Here is a 16,996-nt window from a genome sequence, read left to right on the forward strand (position 1 = left end):
CGGGCGAACGATGGTGGCGCCGGTGCGTCGACCGGCGCCGCTCGCGTCACGCCTGGATTCCGGCCCACTTCTGGCCGGTGATGCGCTCGTAGGCCTCTTCGTACTTGCGGCGAGTGCCTTCGACGACATCGGCGGGGATCTCGGGGCCCGGGTATTCCTTGTTCCAGCCGGTGGAGGTCGACCAGTCGCGCACGAACTGCTTGTCGAAGGAGCGCTGGGCTCGACCCGGCTCCCACTCGTCGGCGGGCCAGAAGCGCGAGGAGTCCGAGGTCAGTACCTCGTCACCGAGGGTGAGAACGTCACCGTCCCACCCGAATTCGACCTTCGTATCGGCCACGATCACGCCGGCCTTCGCCGCGTGCTCGGCCCCGCGCGAGTAGATCTCGAGGGTCAGATCGCGCAGCTTCTCGGCCACCTCACGGCCCTCCTGGTTCACCACGTCGGCGAAACTGATCGCCTCGTCGTGGCCCTCGGACGCCTTCGTCGACGGCGTGAAGATCGGCTCCGGCAGCTTGTCGCCGTCACGCAACCCCGCGGGCAGCGCGATCCCCGACACGGTCCCCGACCGCTGGTACTCCTTGAGGCCGGACCCGGTCAGATATCCCCGCGCGATGCACTCGACAGCCAGCATCTTCAACGGCTTCACCCGGATCCCACGTCCGGCGAACTCCGCGGGCACGTCGGTCGCCGAGACCACGTGATTCGGGATTCCGGTGAAGTACTCGAACCACCAGTTCGACAGCTGCGTCAGCAGCGCGCCCTTGTCGGGAATCGGCGTCGGCAGCACCACGTCGTAGACCGAGACCCGGTCCGACGCGACGAGCAGCAGGGTATCGCCGTCCTCGTAGAGGTCACGAACTTTCCCGGCGTGCACATGCTTCAACGTCGAGCCTCCGAATCATGGGTCGTCTACATACTGAGTATGTACGAACTGTACAGACGGCCCCGAGGGCCGAATCACGCCTGGTCACCGCGACGCGGAGTCGGTCGCTCTCCTCGTGATCCGCGCCACGGCCGGAGGGTGGCCGCACGACCGTCACGCCGGCGTGGGCGCGAAACTCGTGAGCGGGGGCCGACGGCAAGTGGCATTGTGGACGCCGAACTACCGTGCCGTGTTCGTCGACGACGAAGGAGATCAATGTCCGCCCCGAATCTCACCCGCGACCAGGCGGTCGAACGCGCGGCCGTAGTGGCCGTGCAGAACTACCGGATCGAACTCGACCTCACCGATCAGCCGCGCGGAGCGGGGTCCGAGGTGTCCGACACCTTCGGGTCGAAGACCACTGTCAGCTTCACCGCCACCCCCGGTGCCGACACCTACATCGATCTGGTTGCTCCGCGCGTGCGGTCGGCGGTGCTCAACGGCGTCGCGCTCGATGTGAGCTCCTACGACGAGTCGACCGGGATCGCGTTGCCGGGGCTGGCCGAGAACAACGAGCTGGTGGTCGAGGCCGACTGCGAGTACTCGCACACCGGTGAGGGGCTGCACCGCTTCGTGGATCCGACCGACGACAACGTGTACCTGTACTCGCAGTTCGAGACCGCCGATGCCAAGCGGATGTTCGCCTGCTTCGATCAGCCCGATCTCAAGGCCACCTTCGACATCGTCGCCACCGCGCCCGAGGACTGGGCCGTGATCTCCAACGGCGCCGATATCGAGCAGCACGAGATCGGCGCGGTCGTGCGCCACACCTTCGCCACCACCCCGCGGATGAGCACCTACCTGGTCGCCATGATCGCGGGTCCGTACGCGAAGTGGTCCGACACCTTCACCGACGCGAGTGGCGAGATCCCGCTGGGCCTGTACTGCCGTGCGTCGCTGGCCGACCACATGGACGCCGAACGGCTGTTCACCGAGACCAAACAGGGTTTCGAGTTCTACCACAACAACTTCGGCGTGCCGTACGCCTTCGGCAAGTACGACCAGCTGTTCGTGCCGGAGTTCAACGCGGGCGCGATGGAGAACGCCGGCGCTGTCACCTTCCTCGAGGACTATGTGTTCCGGTCCAAGGTGACCCGCGCGTCCTATGAGCGTCGCGCCGAGACCGTGCTGCACGAGATGGCGCACATGTGGTTCGGCGACCTGGTCACCATGAAGTGGTGGGACGACCTGTGGCTGAACGAGTCGTTCGCGACCTTCGCCTCGGTACTGTGCCAGGCCGAGGCCACCGAATACACCAGCGCCTGGACCACTTTCGCGAATGTGGAGAAGTCCTGGGCCTACCGCCAGGACCAGCTGCCCTCGACCCACCCGATCGCCGCCGACATCCCCGACCTGCACGCGGTGGAGGTCAACTTCGACGGAATCACCTACGCCAAGGGCGCTTCGGTGCTCAAGCAGCTCGTCGCCTACGTAGGACTCCAGCCGTTCCTGGCGGGGCTGCGCGACTACTTCGCCGAACATGCCTACGGCAACGCCACTTTCGACGATCTGCTCGCGGCGCTGGAGAAGGCCTCGGGTCGTGACCTGTCGGACTGGGGTGCGCAGTGGCTCAAGACCACCGGCCTCAACATCCTTCGCCCCGATTTCGTCGTCGCGGCGGACGGCACGTTCTCGAGCTTCGCGGTTGTGCAGGAAGGTGCCGCGCCCGGTGCGGGCGAGTACCGCGTGCACCGCATCGCGATCGGTGTCTACGACGATGTCGACGGCAAGCTGGTGCGCACCGACCGGGTCGAACTCGACCTCGACGCCACCGGGCGCACCGAGGTGCCCGAGCTGGTCGGCGTGCCGCGCGGTGCGCTGGTTCTGGTCAACGACGACGACCTCACCTACTGCTCGCTGCGTCTGGACGCCGATTCGCTCGACGTGGTCGTGCAGCGCGTCGGTGACATCGCCGACTCGCTGCCGCGCACGCTGGCCTGGTCGGCCGCCTGGGAGATGACCCGCCAGGCCGAGATGAAGGCCCGCGATTTCGTGGCGCTCGTGCAGCGCGGGATCGGCTCCGAGTCCGAGATCGGGGTGGTGCAGCGACTGCTCATGCAGGCCAACACCGCCATCTCGAGCTACGCCGATCCGGCGTGGGCAGAGCAGGAAGGCTGGGCGGCATACGCCGACCGGCTGCTCGAGCTGGCCCGCGCCGCCGAGTCGGGTTCGGACCATCAGCTCGCCTTCGTCAACGCACTGACCGGGGCGAAGCTGGAATCGCGCCACGTCGAGGTGCTGGCGCGGCTCCTCGACGCCGACCCGGCGGCGGCCGGTCTGCCCGGTCTCACCGTCGACACCGACCTGCGCTGGCGCATCATCACCGCGCTGGCCGCCGCGGGCCGGATCGACGCCGACGGTCCGGCCTCGCCGACCATCGACGCCGAACTGCAAGGCGACCCGACCGCGGCAGGTAAACGCCAGGCCGCCACCGCGGCCACCGCACGCCCGATCCCCGAGGTCAAGGCGCAGGCGTGGGACACGGTGATGGGCGACGACTCGGTGCCCAACATCACCGCCCGCGCCATCGTCGGCGGGTTCGCCCCGGCCGGTCAGGGTGCGGTGCTCGCACCGTACGTGGACAAGTACTTCGCCGAGATCCCCGCCGTCTGGGACCGCCGCTCGAGCGAGGTCGCCCAGACCGTCGTGATCGGGCTGTACCCGCACTGGGCGATCAGCGAGGAAGCCGTCACCAAGGCAGACGAGTTCCTGGCAGGCGACCACCCACCCGCCCTGTACCGCCTGGTCTCCGAGGGCCGAGCGGGCATCGAACGCTCCTTGCGCGCACGGGAATTCGACGCCAAGTAGTTCGACCGAAGGGCCCGGTGCCGCGATTTCGCCACACCGGGCCCTTTCCCTGTCCGGAGCCCGCCCGAGGCTCGCGCCTGCGCTGGAGCTTGGGGCGACCGACCTTGCTGCTGTGAGCGGATCTGCTGGGGGCAGCAACGGCGGCGCCAGGGGGTGTGCGCGAGGCACCGTGGACCCATGGCACACGACGACAAGACCCCGATGTTCAGCTGGCGAGCCCGCGAACAACTGTTCGGCCGCCGAATCCTCGTCCTCGACGGCCCCCTCGACGACGACAACGGCACCCTGCTCATCACCCAACTACTCACCCTCGGCGCCCAGAGCCCCGAGGCCGGGATCTCGCTGTGGATCCACTCCCCCGGCGGCTCGGTGCCGTCGATGCTGGCGATCCGCGACGTGATGCGCCTCGTTCCGTGCGAGGTGTCCACCCTGGCGCTCGGATTGGCCTGCAGCGCAGGTCAATTCCTGCTCTCATCCGGTGCACCGGGAAAGCGGTACGCCCTGCCGCACGCCCGCGTCCTCATGCACCAGGGCTCGGCGGGGATCGGCGGTAGCGCGGTGGAGGTGGAGGTGCAGGCCGATGACCTGCGCTACACCGTCGACACCGTGCTGGGCCTCATCGCCGACGACACCGGCCAGCCGTTCGACCGTGTCTACGAGGACTCGCTGCACGACCGCTGGTTCACCGCACCCCAGGCCCTCGAGTACGGGTTCATCGACCACATCGTCGAGTCCTTCGATCAGGTCGTCCCGAACCGCCACCGCATCGGAATCACCGCATGAAACTATTTCCCGCGCCGACAGCCGCCATTGACTGCGCACGCACACGGGTAACAGCACAACCGCCTGCCGCCGACACGATCCACGAGGCAGACGAATCAGGCAGAAATACGCGGAGAGGCGGGCAGTGATCTCATGACCTACACGATTCCCAATGTGGTGTCGCAGCATCGCGGCGGCGGTGAGCGGATCACCGACATCTACTCGCACCTGCTCAGCGAACGCATCGTCTACCTCGGCACCCCCATCGACTCCGGCGTCGCCAACGCGCTCATCGCCCAGCTGCTGCACCTCGAATCCGACAGTCCCGGCCAGGCGATCAGCCTCTACATCAACTGCGAAGGCGGCGACCTGTCCGCCATGCTCGCCGTGTACGACACCATGCGCTTCATCAAGGCGCCGGTGCACACCACCTGTGTCGGCCAGGCGATCGCCGTCGGAGCCGTCCTGCTCGCCGGTGGCGCGGCCGGTCATCGCGCGATGCTCCCGCACACCCGAATCGTGTTGCACCAACCGGCGACTCGCGGCCAGGGCACCATCCCCGACCTGATCCTGCAAGCTGACGAGATCGTCCGGATGCGCGCGGCGATCGAGGCGATCCTGTCCAAGCACACGGGCCAGACCCCGGAAACCCTGCGCCGCGATACCGACCGCGACCGGGTGTTCACGGCCGAGACCGCGCTCGAGTACGGACTGGTCGATCAGGTCCTGCACGAGCGGGAGTGATCCCGGTCTACCCGCCGCTCACTGCTTTTCGATGCGGTCCAGGTAGACCCGCCGCACACTGTCGTCGACGCCGTTGATCGCGGCGTCGTCGTGCGCCACCTTGCGCAAGGCCCGCAATACCGGCTCCGGCACCAAACCGGACGCGTTCGCCATCAGTCCGACATAGCCGGGCACCGCGGTCTCGGCTGCCCGAGTCCTGACGGAGCGGACAACAGCGGCGGCGATGTCCTCCGGATCGACGGCGGGCAGGATGCCGTAGTCGATGCCGGAACTGAGTTCGGTACGCACCGCCGACGGCAGGACCGCGCTCACGCTGACACCGGTGCCATCCATTTCCAGCCTGGTAGCGGCGGTCAGGCCGACCACCGCGTACTTGCTGGCGTTGTACACGGCCAGGCCCTTGAGCGGGAACTTGCCCGCCAGCGAGGCGACGTTCACGACGTGACCGTAGCCGCGCTCGACCATCGCGGGCAGCGCCAGCCGCATGCCGTGGATGACGCCGAAGACGTTGACGTCCATCGTGAGCTGGTCGATCCGGTCGGACTGCTCCAGGAACGGGCCGTTCGGCATCACGCCGGCATTGTTCACCAGCACGTCGAGCGGGCCGCGCCACCGGGTGGTCGCCTCGAGAAACGCCGCGTAGGAAGCCTTGTCGGTGACGTCGAGCACGTGGCCCATCGCGTGGTCGCCGAGTTCGGTGGCGGCCTGCACGGCCATGGCTTCGTCGAGGTCACCGAGCGCGACATAGGCGCCCGCCTCGACGAACGCCCGGGCGGTGGCCAGCCCGATGCCGCGCGCGGCGCCGGTGATCGCGATCGTCGCGCCCGCGAGATCGATCCGTGGGTAGCTCATTGTGTGGCCTCTCGTCTGGTGGTCGATGTGTGTGTCGCGCAGCCGGTGTCGCTCGACGGGCGTGCGATGGAAGCGCTCACGCGGACACCGTCACGTCGGTGATGGTGAAGTCCGCGGGGTCGAACGCACTGACCCGGGTGGTGAGCTCCCCGGTGGACCAGGGCCAGCTGAAACTGTTGCGGCCGTTGGCATCCATGTAATAGCTGTGGCAACCACCCGCGTTGTAGACGGTGCTCGCCAGCGCGGTTTGTACTTGGTCGACGTAGCGCGCCTGTACCTCGGGACGCACGTCCAGCGCCGCCCAGCCTTCGCGGCGGGCCCGCTCGATCGCCGAGACGAGGAAGGCGACCTGGGCTTCGAGGATGGCGAACGCCGACGAGTGGCCGGTGCCGAGGCTGGGGCCGAGCACGGTGAAAGCGTTGGGGAAACCGGTGGTGACGGTGCCGAGGTAGGCCTCGGGTGAGCCCTTCCAATGCTCGGCCAGCGTACGGCCGTCGGCGCCGCGCACGATGTCGGCCAGCGGGGTGTCGAGGATGTGGAAGCCGGTGCCGAGGATGACGGCGTCGACCTCGGCGGTGGTGCCGTCGGCGCCGACCACGGTGTTGCCACGGAATTCGGCGACCCCGGTGGCGTGCACGTCGACATTGCTCTTGGTCAGCGACTGGAGATAGCTGTTGGAGAACAGGATTCGCTTGCAGCCGAGCAGGTAGTCCGGCCGCAGCTTCGCCCGCAGCGCCGGATCACGCACCACGGCACGCAGATACGCCGAACCCACGGCCTGCACGGTCTGCATCAGCGGCCGTGGATGCCGGAACGCCACCCCGAGTCCTTCCATCAGCGCGTACTCGGTCGAGCGCAAGGCCTTGTGCGCGAACGGGAATCGGCGCATCACCTTCTTCTCGAAGCCGGGCACGCGGTGATCGAGTTTCGGCAGCACCCATTGCGCGGTGCGCTGGAACAGGTGCAGTTCAGCGACCTCGGGCTGGATCGCGGGCACGAACTGCACCGCGGACGCACCGGACCCGACCACCGCGACCCGCTTGCCACGCAGGTCGTAGTCGTGGTTCCAGCGCGCGGAATGGAAGACCTCGCCGGGGAATTCGGCCAGACCCGGAATCTCGGGCAGGCGTGGTTCGTTCCACGGACCCGCGGCCGACACGACGAAGCGCGCACTCAGCGGGCCCTCGCTGGTTTCCAGCCGCCACAGCTGCGCCGCCTCGTCGAACCGCGAACCGACCACTTCCACCCCGAAGCGGGTGTGTTCGGCCAGCCCGTGCTCGCGCGCCACCCGGTCGACGTAGTCGAGGATCTCGGGCTGGGTCGCGAACAGCCGCGACCACTCGCTGTTCGGCGCGAAGGAGAACGAGTACAGGCCGGACGGCACATCACAGGCACAGCCGGGATAGGTGTTGGCCCGCCACGTGCCGCCGAAGGTTGCGGCCTTCTCGACGATCACCACATCCTCGATCCCGGCCTCGATCAACTTGATCGCCGCGCAGATGCCGGAAACTCCCGCTCCGATCACAACAACTTCGTGCTGGCGGCTCATACGACTTCTCCTTCGAACGAAACGAGTGGTGCGCCGATCCCGACGCGCGAGCTGACGAAATCCGAGACCGGCGACCCGACAGCGAAGCAGCGCGCATCCGCCGGTGACCGAGTGGATCCAGGAGATCGGGTGCGGCGCCGCCGCTGAGCCGGGCGGATCATGCGGGCCGGTTCGCGAGCGTGGAAGCGCGCAGGGCGTCGGCGACCCGGGTGGCGGCGCTGCGACGGGCGGCGGCGATGGTGGCCGGGCGCCGCGCCGAATCCATGAAGTTCGGGCCCATGGCGGCGAGTTCCTCGGGACCCGGTTCGACGCGGATCACGCGGGTGCCCGCGGCGCGCAGCAGCGCGACTTCGCGATCGAGTCCGCGGGTCATCTGCGTACGGAGCAGGCGTTCGACCCGGTTCAGGCCGGTGGCCGGTGCGCCGCCCTCGGATGTCATCGGCGCGATGATCACCAGCTCATCGAGGTCGAGTGGCACAAGTAGATCGGCCGACACCGACGACACCGAACCGCCGTCGACGTAGTTCTTGCCGCCGATTCGCACGGGCGGGAACCAACCGGGAATGGCCCAGGACGCGGCGATCGCATCACCCAGATCGACCGCCTGCGCGCCAGTGGCGACCGATCTACCGGCCGTCGCGATGCGAGTGTCACCCGCTCCGAAGGCAACTCGCGCACCCGTTGCCGCGTCGGCGCCGACTATCCAGGTCGCGGGGTGGCGCACCCAGCCGCTCGGGTCGGCCAGCGCCTGACCGAAGGAACGCAACCAGTCGGCGTCGCCGCCGCCGCGCGGCAGGAGTCCGGCCAGCGCGGTGTAGGGCGAATTGGCACGCAGACCGGCGCCGACCAGGCCGAGGCCGGGGAATCCGAGTCTTGGGCGCGGCGGGAATCTGCCGGGGTCGACGGCGACATGACCGGCCAGGATCGGGTCGGCACCGGGAGCGGCGTCGAGTGCGGCGAGCAGGTCGGCGGGGGTACGCCCGGAGCCGAGGGTCGCCACGAGTTCCGCGCCCGCTGAGGTGCCGATCAGGACATCGGCGGTACGGGTGTCCCAGTTCAGCGCGCGTTCGACGGCGTCGAGGGCTACGGCGGTCCAGGCGAAGCCGAGCAGGCCACCACAGCCGATCGCTACGCCACGTCGTGTAGTCATATTTCGAATACTAACGGTATTTGAATTCCAGCGGTAGTCCATTTTGCTAAACTCCTGCACATGGCCAGGATGACGCGCAAGGAGTCGCACGCCCACACGCGTGAACGACTGGTCGAGACCGCCAAACGGCTGTTCATGGCCGACGGCTACAACGTGACCCCCTTGGAGAAGGTGGCCACCGAGGCCGGGTTCTCCAAGGGCGCGGTGTACTCCAACTTCGCGACCAAGCACGAATTGGGCCTGGCCGTGCTCGACGTCGTCCACGTGGAGCGCGCCCAGTCGCTCGTGGACGCGATGCTGGCGCACGACACCTTGTCGGAGCGGATCGAAGGATTCGCGCGATGGGCCGACGAGAACATCGGCGATGTCGGCTGGACCGCGCTGGAAGTCGAGTTCGCGACGAGCACCCGGCACATGCCCGAGATCCGCACCGAACTCGCCGAGCGCCGACGCACCCTGACGGCAATGCTCGCCTCGGTGATCCAGACGCAGGCCGATCAACTCGGCCTAGAACTCCCACTTTCCGCCGAAGATGCGGCGCTGCAACTACTCTCGCTCGGAATCGGCCTCGGCGTACAGCGCGCGATCGACCCCGAACTCCCCGTCAGCGCGATCGTCGACCTACTCCGCAGCCAGATCGCCGCCGGCCGCACGAGCGCGGCAGTGGACGGCTGACCACCACGGCATGGTGACGGCCTGATCAGGCGGCGAGCAGGACAGCGTTCGGGGCCGACGCGAGAGGAGCGGAGCTCGAGGGAGCGATCTGGCGTTGCCCGCCCAGCACGACCGCGCGCGTCGGCACGAGGGCGTGCCTGCGCATGGATTCGGCTACCTGCGCGACGAGATCCCCCAGCGAAGTACCGAGGGCGCCGGCCAGGGCGGCGATCATCTCGCTCGATGGCTCCTTGCGCCCGCGCTCGACCTCGGAGAGATATTGCGGCGAGATACCCGCCCGGCCCGCGGTATCGACGAGGGTGGAGCGCTGTTCCAGGCGCAGCGCGCGCAGCCGTTCACCCAGCGCCTCACGCCAGAGTGGTTCCGGCCGCGACTGCTGTTCGCCGCGTCCGCCTGGAATCACCCGCAACCCGCTGTGCTCGCCCATACTCCGAGCGTAGGGATCCCCGGACCGAAACACCCGGCTCTTCTGCTCTGGGCGTAACCAGCGTAAGGGGCCCGAAGGGCCCCGCTCGAGCGCGCCAGCGCTCCAAAAAAACTCAGCGGGTGATGCCGAAGCGGGTGTCTGCCCAGCCGAGCGCGTCGGCGAAGGACGCGGAGACGATCTCGCTGTGGTCGACGTCGTCGTACTTGCGGTAGTCGACCGACTCGCCTCGCCCCTGCTGTTCGGCGACCATCGCGTCCGTCGCCTGCAGCGGGACGGTGAGGTCGGAACGGCCTTGGAGGACGAGAACGGGGACGGTGAATCGCAGGCCGCTCGGGTCGTTGTCGTCGAGGACTCGCAGCAGCCCGGAGACATCGCCGTCGGCGGTGAACACGTCCTTCGCCGACAGGCCGCCCCACTTGCTCTTGTCGCGCAGCCCGCCGGTGCATTCGGAGTCGGCGACCGGCAGCAGCGACTGCGCCCGGCCGGTGAGGAATCGGGCGGGGTCCACATCGGTCACCGTCTGGGCGCCGCGAACCAGCAGCGGCAGGTATACCGACACCTCGCCCGTACCCAGCTTGCCCAGCGGATTCGACGCCGCCCACTTCGCCATCCGCACCTGTTCGCCCAGGTGCGAGGCGGGCGCCAGCGCGATGGCGCCGAGCAGCGGCGTGTTCGGCGTCCATCCCGCGGCGTCGACGGCGGCGAACAGGGCCGCGTGTCCACCTTGCGAATGCCCCATCGCCACCCAGCGCGAACCGACCGTCTTGTCGATTTCCCTTGCCGCCGTGGCGATATCGGCCATCGCGCGTTGTTCGGTCTCGCCGATCATGTACCCGTGACCGCCCGGTGTCCCCAAACCCTGATAGTCGGTCCTGGCCACCGCGTACCCCTTGGCCACCCAGCGAGCCTGTTCGTCCCTGCTCGGGGATGAGCCTTCGGATCGCGAGGCCGCGCAGACGTCGGCGACCCCGGTGCTACCCGGCCCCCAGGAGATGAGCGGCCAACCACCCGCGGGCGCCACGCCTTCGGGCACCGCGAGTGTTCCCGATACCGCGACGGGTTTCTCCTGTGCGTCCAGTGACCGGTACAGCGTCAGGAAGTTGCGAGCACCCGGCACCGCCTGCGCACCGGTGAGCGGCTGCGCGCGGATCACCGAACCACGCTGTCCCGGAATCGATTCCGCGCTGGGGTTGTAGAACGCGGAAAGCGGTGCGGCCGTGGCGAATTCGGCGGGCCTGCTGTCCTGGGCACAGGCCGGCGCGGACAGCGCCAGGCAACCCGCTGCGATCACCCGAGCAATACGTGCGTGCAAGTTTCCCCCGATACGCCGACGGCCCATGACGTGGCCGATAAACCGCCGACCAGGTTACTCGATGCCGTCCGGACGGCCGGGCGCCCCACGACCCCCAGCCGTCCACCCGTACTCAGCCCAGCACCCGGCCGAGGAAGTCGCGGATCAGCGCGGCGATCTCGGGTCCGTGCGTCTCCAGCGCGAAATGGCCCGCGTCGAGCAGGTGCAGTTCGGCGTCGGGCAGGTCACGCAGATAGGCGTGGGCACCGTCGGCACCGAAGATCTCGTCGTGGGCACCCCAGGCGATGAGCGTCGGCGGCCGATGCTCGGCGAAATACTGCTGGAAGGCCGGGTAACCGTCGAGGTTGTTCTTGTAATCGAAGAACAGCTGCAGCTGGATCTCCTTGTTGCCGGGACGGTCGAGGTAGGCCTGATCGAGGGTCCACGCATCCGGGCTGACCAGTGCGAGCCGGTCGGCCGGAACGCCGTGCGTGTACTGCCATTTCGTCGCGTCGAGCTCGAGCAGCTTGCGCACTTCGGGCTCATGGGTCGCGCGGTCGTTCGCATGCGCGAACAACACGTCCCAGAACGGAGTGAAGCCGTCGAGGTAGGCGTTGCCGCTTTGGGTGATGATCGCGGTGACCCGCTCCGGATTGCGCGAGGCGATGCGCAGGCCGATGGGGGCGCCGTAGTCCTGGATGTAGAGCGCGAAACGGTCGATGCCGAGGGTGTCGAGCAGTTCCAGGGTGATCTCGGTGAGCGTGTCGAAGCTGTAGTCGAATTCGTCGACCGCCGGCATCGCCGACTGGCCGAAGCCGAGGTGATCGGGTGCGATCACGTGGTAGTCGTCGGCCAGTGCGGGAATCAGGTTGCGAAACATGGCCGAGCTGGACGGGAAGCCGTGCAGCAGAAGCAGAGTCGGCTTGCCCGAGTCGCCGGCTTCACGGTAGAAGACCGACCGGCCCTGGATCTCGACGGTGTGGTGGCTTATCTGGTTCATCGTGGATCTCTTTCTGTGTGGGTGATACTCGCGCCGAGCCCGGGAAGCTCGGCCGGGCGGGATTCAGACGGTGACCGGTACGCGACGGCGAACCGGGGAGATCAGGCCGACCGCAACGACGGTGAACACCAGGCCGAGGGCGAAGTAGCCGCGATAGCTGTCGGTGAGGGCGTGCACGACGGTGGCCACGCCGAGCCCGGTGGCGGCGGCGAGCTGGTGGATCACCCACGCGGGCGCCAGCGTGCGGCCCATCCGCGCGGGGTCGAGACCACGCGAAAGGATGGCCATGGTCAGCGGGATGACGGGGAACGAGGCGATACCGAACAGCACCGCGACCACGACCAGCACCGCGGGCCCCGGCACGAGCACCGCGGGCAACAAGGCGGCCAGGCGCACCGAATACAGCACCCGCAGTAGTGATTCCGGTGGGTAGTGCCGCAGCAGCCGCACCATCGCGGCCGAGGTCAGCCCGGCCGCCAGCGCGGCCAGCGCCACGAGCCTGCCCGCACCGGCCACCGACCAGCCCTGCTCCACCGCGTGTTTCGGCAGCATCAACACGACCACGTACAGGGTCGCCGCGTGGAAACCGAAGGACACCAGCACTTTCCATCGGTCCGCCAGCGATTCGCGGGCGCCTGCGCTGGTCGTCGCCCGCTGATCGGCGGGCAGCAGCAGCCACAGCACGGCGGTCGAAGCCAGACCGATCGCGCCGAGCAACGCGAAGGTGCCGCGCACACCGATCGGATCGAACAGCGCGGTCGCCGCCCACGGCGTGATCAGCTGGCCGAGGTTGATGCCGATCGCGGCGCGTGCCATGGCCGGTCCTACCTGCGGACCGTGTGCCCGCCCGAGCAGGGTGGTCACGGTGAGGGTCGACGACGACGCGAACCCCAATCCGCCGAGCACCACGTAGGCCGCGACGAACTGCCAGGTCTCGGTCACCGTGGCCAGCACCAGATAGCTGCTAGAGATCAGCGTGAGCCCGCCGATCAGCACGAGCTTGGGCCCGAGCAGATCGAGCAGCCTGCCGATACCCTGCTGCGCCAGGCCGGTGACCGTGGTGCCCAGCGCGGCGGCCACGGCCAGCGCCGTCGCCGACACCCCGTACGACGCGGCCGTCGGCGCGAAGAACACACCCATCGTGAAGTTGAGCCCGAACGAGACGGTCATCGCCGTCAGCCCCACCCAGGCAAGATGCTCACGTCGCATGCCCATCAGTTCCTAACTGCCTATTGCCATTTGAATGGTTACAACAGGCGGATGTCCGGCCCCATTCCCTTCTCGGGAAGTCGGTCCAGACGAATACTCTCGACTGTGCTGCGGCGGATGCGCGAGGCCACTCGAACGGCGCTCACGCCCGTCCATGTCGCGCTCAGCCAGCGCGGCCGCCGCCCGAGGCGCCTGCTTCGCCCTCAGCCCCCGCACCTTCCAGCGGCGCCTCGCCGAAGCGGGCACCACCTGGCGCGACGCCGCCCGCCGCGACCGCGCCGAACGGCCCCTGCGCGACTCCGACATCCCCGTGCAGTCGATCGCCGCCCAGCTCGGCTACACCGATGCCCGCACCCTGCGCCGCGCGTTCCGCCGCTGGAACGGCCAGTCCCCCGACATCTTTCGCCGCACGCCCGGCGCGTGACACACGAACGGCGCGTTCACCATGAGGTGAACGCGCCGTCCGGAGGAGAACGAACTAGCGGCCGATCGCGGCGGCCATCACGCGGGTGGCCGAGATCAGGCCGTCGATCAAGTTGCCCTGACGGAACGAGGCCAGCGCCGCGGTGACGCCGAGCTGGCAGATGCGGTCGTTGGCGCGCTCGGCCACATTCGCACCGGAACGGACCTCGATCGCGCCCTGGTTCGGGGACACGGCGATGAGCACCGAATCGGCCGACTCCGGGGTGTTCGGCAGAATCGCGTCGGCACCGGCCGCCGGATCGGAGCCGAGGTCACCGAGGTAGATGTTGAAGCGGACCTTGGTGGCGCGGGTCGCCTCGGTGAGCGCGTTGTCGAGGGAGATGCGTTCACGATCGGTGAACGGCACCTCGTCGAACACGGTGCCGGGCTCGTGCACGCCGGACACCCGGCCGCTGCTGGTGAGGGCGAACCCGTGCGGCAGGTCGGCCTCGACCACCGCGGGCCAATTAGAACTTGCCACTTGCCCGGCCTCCGATCAGCTCCGCATGCGCGGTTTCGAGAGCCGCATGACTGCCATGCGGCTCGGCGGTGTGGTGCCCCGCCGCGGCGGTCACCTCATCGGTAGCACTCCACAGCACCGGCCGGTGGGTCCACTTCTGCCCGAGTGCGAAGTGGGCCGGCTTCTCACCGGGGAATGGCTTACCGAGATAGGACAAACCCGCGATCGCGAAGTAGATCGCGGCCGGGATGCCGACGAAGATCAGCACTGTCTCGAGAATGCTCACGCACCAACGGTAGACGATGCTGTGTAGTAGTTCATCCTCCGGCTGGCAGTTCCCGCACCGCGTGTCCGGCGGTGCTACACCAACCAGGCCGCCGCGTTCGGTGGCAACCGGTCGTCGGCGACCGGAGCGCTCGACAACAGCACCTCCCCCGGCGGCAACTGGATCGGGCCGTCCGAGGCGTTGAGCACGCAGATCAACCCGCCCGGCCGACGGAAAGCGAGGCAGCCGTCGGGACTGCCGTACCACTCGATCCGCTGGCCCGCGAACTCCGGCCGGGTGGCGCGCAGGTCGATCGCCAGCCGGTACAGCGACAGCGTCGAGTGCAGGGTTTCCAGCTGCGCCTCGACGGTGCGGTCGGCCCAGTCGGCCGGGATCGGCAACCACGGCGTACCCACGGTGAAACCGAACGGCGTGGTCGGGCCCTCCCACGGCATCGGGACCCGGCAACCGTCACGACCACGTTCCGTGTGGCCCGTGCGCTCCCACACCGGATCCTGCAAGACCTCCTCGGGCAGGTCGTCGACGTTGGGCAGAGCCAATTCGGCGCCGTTGTAGATGAACACCGCACCGGGCAGGGCGAGTTCGACCATCATCATCGCCCGCGCCCGCGCGACGCCGGCCTTGCCACCGCCGTAGCGGGTCACCTCCCGTTCGATGTCGTGATTGGACAGCGTCCAGGTGGGCGGGGCGCCCGCGTCGGCGACCGCGTCGAGGGAGTGTGTGATCGCGTCATGGACGCCCTGCGCGGTGAAGGGAGTCTCGGCGAGGCGGAAGTTGAACGCCAGGTGCAGCTCGTCGGGACGGACGTATTCGCCGAAGCGGACGTTGTCGTCGACCCACACCTCGCCGATCGACACCGCGTGCGGGTAGTCGTCGAGCACCGTGCGGATGCGGCGGTGAATGGCGTGCACGCCCGGGTTGTTGAAGCGGGGATCGTCGTCGTCGTGGACGAGCATCTTGGTCTCGACCCGGTCCATGTCGGGCAGTCCCTCGGGTTTGGCCATCCCGTGGGCGACATCGAGGCGGAAACCGTCGACGCCACGGTCGAGCCAGAAGCGCAGGGTCTTCTCGAAATCGTCGGCGACCTCGGGGTTGTCCCAGTTCAGGTCGGGTTGTTCGGGCGCGAAGATGTGCAGGTACCACTGTCCTGGAGAGCCGTCGGGTTCGGTGATCCTGGTCCAGGCGGGGCCGCCGAAAATGCTCGGCCAGTTGTTGGGTGGCTCATCCCCGTCCTTGCCGCGACCGTCCCGGAAGAGGTAGCGAGCCCGTTCCGGGCTGCCCGGCGCAGCCTCCAGCGCCTCGGCGAACCACGCGTGTTCGATGCTGGTGTGGTTGGGCACCAGATCCATCGTCACTTTGATCTCGCGGTCGTGCGCCTCGGCGATCAACTCGTCCAGCGCCCCCAACCCGCCGAAGAGCGGGTCGATGTCGCGCGGATCGGACACGTCGTAACCACCGTCGGCCTGTGGTGACCGCATCACCGGACAGATCCACAGCGCGTCGACGCCCAATAGCTCCAGGTATCCCATCTTCTCGCGCACCCCGCCCAGGTCGCCGACACCGTCACCATCGGAGTCGGCGAACGAACGCGGATAGACCTGATAGAACACGGCGGTTTTCCACCACGGAGCGGTGCTTGCTTCCCCCGGCACCGGCGAGGCAGGTGTCTGTGTCACACCCGCAATATTGCCAAAGATCGCCCGCAATATTCAGGCGGGGCGAGACTTTCTGCGAATCCGGCAAATCACCAGCGTTCGCCACGCCGCGGCGAAACATCGTGGTAAAGGGCGGCATCGATGCGAAACCGGGCGGCCATCCGCTGGTTATCAGCGAACAGCAGGCACCCGTAAGGCTCGAGTGCGCCCCAATAGGGCTCTCGTCCCGCTACGGAGCGTTTTGCAGGGAGGCCGCTGCCATCTGGAAGTAGTCCAGCAGGGCTTTGCGGTGTTCGTCGTCCAGGATCGACGGTTCGATCTCACCGACCGCGATCCGCATGCATCGCATCCAGGCGTCGCGCTCGAGCGGCCCGATGACGAACGGATTGTGGCGCATGCGCAGCCGCGGGTGCCCGCGCTCGTCGGAGTAGGTGCGCGGCCCGCCCCAGTACTGTTCGAGGAACATCCGGAACCGGCGCTCGGCCGGACCCAGGTCCTCCTCCGGGTACAACGGGCGCAGGATCTCGTCGGCCGCGACCTCGCGATAGAACACCGACACCAGACGGCGAAACGTCTCCGCGCCGCCCACGGCTTCGTAGAAGGAGGTCGTTGTCTGCTCACCGGAAGTCACGCGCTCCATTGTGCCCCGATCACCACGGTCACGAACGCGCTGCCCTTCAACCACAGTTCATCCGGAAGTTTGAAAAATAGCCGTGCAATACCGCCGGAACCATGGTCAACTGG

The 16,996-nt window shown here is 68.1% G+C and carries 17 protein-coding genes; 5 read left to right on the forward strand and 12 right to left on the reverse strand.

All coding sequences use genetic code 11. The annotated features are described in order from the left end of the window. Positions 1-46 precede the first annotated feature (46 nt). On the reverse strand, positions 47-883 hold the full coding sequence (locus tag ACFVVI_RS11415) for a phosphoribosylaminoimidazolesuccinocarboxamide synthase (protein ID WP_378995596.1): 837 nt from the start codon (positions 881-883) through the stop codon (positions 47-49). A gap of 255 nt (positions 884-1,138) precedes the next feature. Between ACFVVI_RS11415 and pepN the strand changes: the two genes are divergently transcribed. The 3 genes from pepN to ACFVVI_RS11430 all read left to right on the forward strand — a co-directional run bounded on the left by pepN (position 1,139) and on the right by ACFVVI_RS11430 (position 5,236). Continuing rightward, positions 1,139-3,730, forward strand: a complete 2,592-nt coding sequence (gene pepN / locus ACFVVI_RS11420; protein ID WP_387445185.1) for an aminopeptidase N — start codon at positions 1,139-1,141, stop codon at positions 3,728-3,730. Positions 3,731-3,907: 177 nt separating this feature from the next. Then, the gene (locus ACFVVI_RS11425; protein WP_378629942.1) at positions 3,908-4,513 is read left to right on the forward strand and encodes a ClpP family protease; all 606 of its coding nucleotides are present in this window, start codon (positions 3,908-3,910) and stop codon (positions 4,511-4,513) included. Between the two features lie 132 nt (positions 4,514-4,645). Beyond that, positions 4,646-5,236 (forward strand): ClpP family protease, encoded by a 591-nt coding sequence (locus tag ACFVVI_RS11430; RefSeq protein WP_378995589.1) that lies wholly within the window; start codon positions 4,646-4,648, stop codon positions 5,234-5,236. Positions 5,237-5,254: 18 nt separating this feature from the next. Here the strand turns inward: ACFVVI_RS11430 and ACFVVI_RS11435 are convergent, their stop codons facing one another. From ACFVVI_RS11435 to ACFVVI_RS11445, 3 genes are all read right to left on the reverse strand, one after another. Continuing rightward, positions 5,255-6,088, reverse strand: a complete 834-nt coding sequence (locus ACFVVI_RS11435; RefSeq protein WP_387445186.1) for an SDR family oxidoreductase — start codon at positions 6,086-6,088, stop codon at positions 5,255-5,257. A 76-nt stretch (positions 6,089-6,164) separates the two neighbouring features. Beyond that, positions 6,165-7,637: a flavin-containing monooxygenase gene (locus tag ACFVVI_RS11440; RefSeq protein WP_387445187.1), complete on the reverse strand. Its 1,473-nt coding sequence runs from the start codon at positions 7,635-7,637 to the stop codon at positions 6,165-6,167. Positions 7,638-7,794: 157 nt separating this feature from the next. After that, a complete protein-coding gene (locus ACFVVI_RS11445) occupies positions 7,795-8,787 on the reverse strand; it encodes a patatin-like phospholipase family protein (protein WP_387445188.1) in 993 nt (330 codons plus the stop codon). A gap of 60 nt (positions 8,788-8,847) precedes the next feature. On the opposite strand from ACFVVI_RS11445, the gene ACFVVI_RS11450 reads away from it, so the two are divergent. Next, the gene (locus tag ACFVVI_RS11450; RefSeq protein ID WP_387445190.1) at positions 8,848-9,462 is read left to right on the forward strand and encodes a TetR/AcrR family transcriptional regulator; all 615 of its coding nucleotides are present in this window, start codon (positions 8,848-8,850) and stop codon (positions 9,460-9,462) included. 25 nt (positions 9,463-9,487) lie between these two features. Here the strand turns inward: ACFVVI_RS11450 and ACFVVI_RS11455 are convergent, their stop codons facing one another. The 4 genes from ACFVVI_RS11455 to ACFVVI_RS11470 all read right to left on the reverse strand — a co-directional run bounded on the left by ACFVVI_RS11455 (position 9,488) and on the right by ACFVVI_RS11470 (position 13,389). Then, positions 9,488-9,889, reverse strand: coding sequence for a helix-turn-helix domain-containing protein (locus ACFVVI_RS11455; protein WP_378995579.1), 402 nt, complete (start codon positions 9,887-9,889; stop codon positions 9,488-9,490). Positions 9,890-10,001: 112 nt separating this feature from the next. Then, on the reverse strand, positions 10,002-11,180 hold the full coding sequence (locus tag ACFVVI_RS11460) for an alpha/beta hydrolase family protein (protein ID WP_387445192.1): 1,179 nt from the start codon (positions 11,178-11,180) through the stop codon (positions 10,002-10,004). A 133-nt stretch (positions 11,181-11,313) separates the two neighbouring features. Further along, positions 11,314-12,180 (reverse strand): alpha/beta fold hydrolase, encoded by an 867-nt coding sequence (locus tag ACFVVI_RS11465; RefSeq protein ID WP_387445193.1) that lies wholly within the window; start codon positions 12,178-12,180, stop codon positions 11,314-11,316. A 63-nt stretch (positions 12,181-12,243) separates the two neighbouring features. Beyond that, a complete protein-coding gene (locus ACFVVI_RS11470; RefSeq protein WP_387445194.1) occupies positions 12,244-13,389 on the reverse strand; it encodes an MFS transporter in 1,146 nt (381 codons plus the stop codon). A gap of 154 nt (positions 13,390-13,543) precedes the next feature. On the opposite strand from ACFVVI_RS11470, the gene ACFVVI_RS11475 reads away from it, so the two are divergent. Further along, positions 13,544-13,813: a helix-turn-helix domain-containing protein gene (locus ACFVVI_RS11475; protein WP_387445195.1), complete on the forward strand. Its 270-nt coding sequence runs from the start codon at positions 13,544-13,546 to the stop codon at positions 13,811-13,813. Between the two features lie 54 nt (positions 13,814-13,867). Here the strand turns inward: ACFVVI_RS11475 and ACFVVI_RS11480 are convergent, their stop codons facing one another. The 4 genes from ACFVVI_RS11480 to ACFVVI_RS11495 all read right to left on the reverse strand — a co-directional run bounded on the left by ACFVVI_RS11480 (position 13,868) and on the right by ACFVVI_RS11495 (position 16,892). Continuing rightward, positions 13,868-14,332 carry a DUF5130 domain-containing protein gene (locus ACFVVI_RS11480; protein ID WP_378995570.1) on the reverse strand — a complete coding sequence of 155 codons (465 nt, stop codon included), beginning with the start codon at positions 14,330-14,332 and terminating at the stop codon, positions 13,868-13,870. Continuing rightward, positions 14,319-14,597, reverse strand: a complete 279-nt coding sequence (locus tag ACFVVI_RS11485) for a hypothetical protein (protein ID WP_194829561.1) — start codon at positions 14,595-14,597, stop codon at positions 14,319-14,321. Before ACFVVI_RS11485 ends, ACFVVI_RS11480 begins: the two co-directional genes overlap by 14 nt. Positions 14,598-14,671: 74 nt before the next feature. Beyond that, positions 14,672-16,273 carry an alpha-amylase family glycosyl hydrolase gene (locus tag ACFVVI_RS11490; RefSeq protein WP_387445197.1) on the reverse strand — a complete coding sequence of 534 codons (1,602 nt, stop codon included), beginning with the start codon at positions 16,271-16,273 and terminating at the stop codon, positions 14,672-14,674. 208 nt (positions 16,274-16,481) lie between these two features. Beyond that, on the reverse strand, positions 16,482-16,892 hold the full coding sequence (locus ACFVVI_RS11495; RefSeq protein ID WP_101464033.1) for a globin: 411 nt from the start codon (positions 16,890-16,892) through the stop codon (positions 16,482-16,484). Positions 16,893-16,996 lie beyond the last annotated feature (104 nt).

The organism is Nocardia sp. NPDC058114 (assembly GCF_042884695.1).
Classification (GTDB): Bacteria; Actinomycetota; Actinomycetes; order Mycobacteriales; family Mycobacteriaceae; genus Nocardia.

Coding starts and splice junctions, on each gene's coding strand:
- pepN (WP_387445185.1), top strand. CDS start 1,139: ATGTCCGCCCCGAATCTCACCCGCGACCAGGCGGTCGAACGCGCGGCC.
- ACFVVI_RS11425 (WP_378629942.1), top strand. CDS start 3,908: ATGGCACACGACGACAAGACCCCGATGTTCAGCTGGCGAGCCCGCGAA.
- ACFVVI_RS11430 (WP_378995589.1), top strand. CDS start 4,646: ATGACCTACACGATTCCCAATGTGGTGTCGCAGCATCGCGGCGGCGGT.
- ACFVVI_RS11435 (WP_387445186.1), bottom strand. CDS start 6,088: ATGAGCTACCCACGGATCGATCTCGCGGGCGCGACGATCGCGATCACC.
- ACFVVI_RS11440 (WP_387445187.1), bottom strand. CDS start 7,637: ATGAGCCGCCAGCACGAAGTTGTTGTGATCGGAGCGGGAGTTTCCGGC.
- ACFVVI_RS11445 (WP_387445188.1), bottom strand. CDS start 8,787: ATGACTACACGACGTGGCGTAGCGATCGGCTGTGGTGGCCTGCTCGGC.
- ACFVVI_RS11450 (WP_387445190.1), top strand. CDS start 8,848: ATGGCCAGGATGACGCGCAAGGAGTCGCACGCCCACACGCGTGAACGA.
- ACFVVI_RS11455 (WP_378995579.1), bottom strand. CDS start 9,889: ATGGGCGAGCACAGCGGGTTGCGGGTGATTCCAGGCGGACGCGGCGAA.
- ACFVVI_RS11465 (WP_387445193.1), bottom strand. CDS start 12,180: ATGAACCAGATAAGCCACCACACCGTCGAGATCCAGGGCCGGTCGGTC.
- ACFVVI_RS11470 (WP_387445194.1), bottom strand. CDS start 13,389: ATGCGACGTGAGCATCTTGCCTGGGTGGGGCTGACGGCGATGACCGTC.
- ACFVVI_RS11475 (WP_387445195.1), top strand. CDS start 13,544: ATGTCGCGCTCAGCCAGCGCGGCCGCCGCCCGAGGCGCCTGCTTCGCC.
- ACFVVI_RS11495 (WP_101464033.1), bottom strand. CDS start 16,892: ATGGAGCGCGTGACTTCCGGTGAGCAGACAACGACCTCCTTCTACGAA.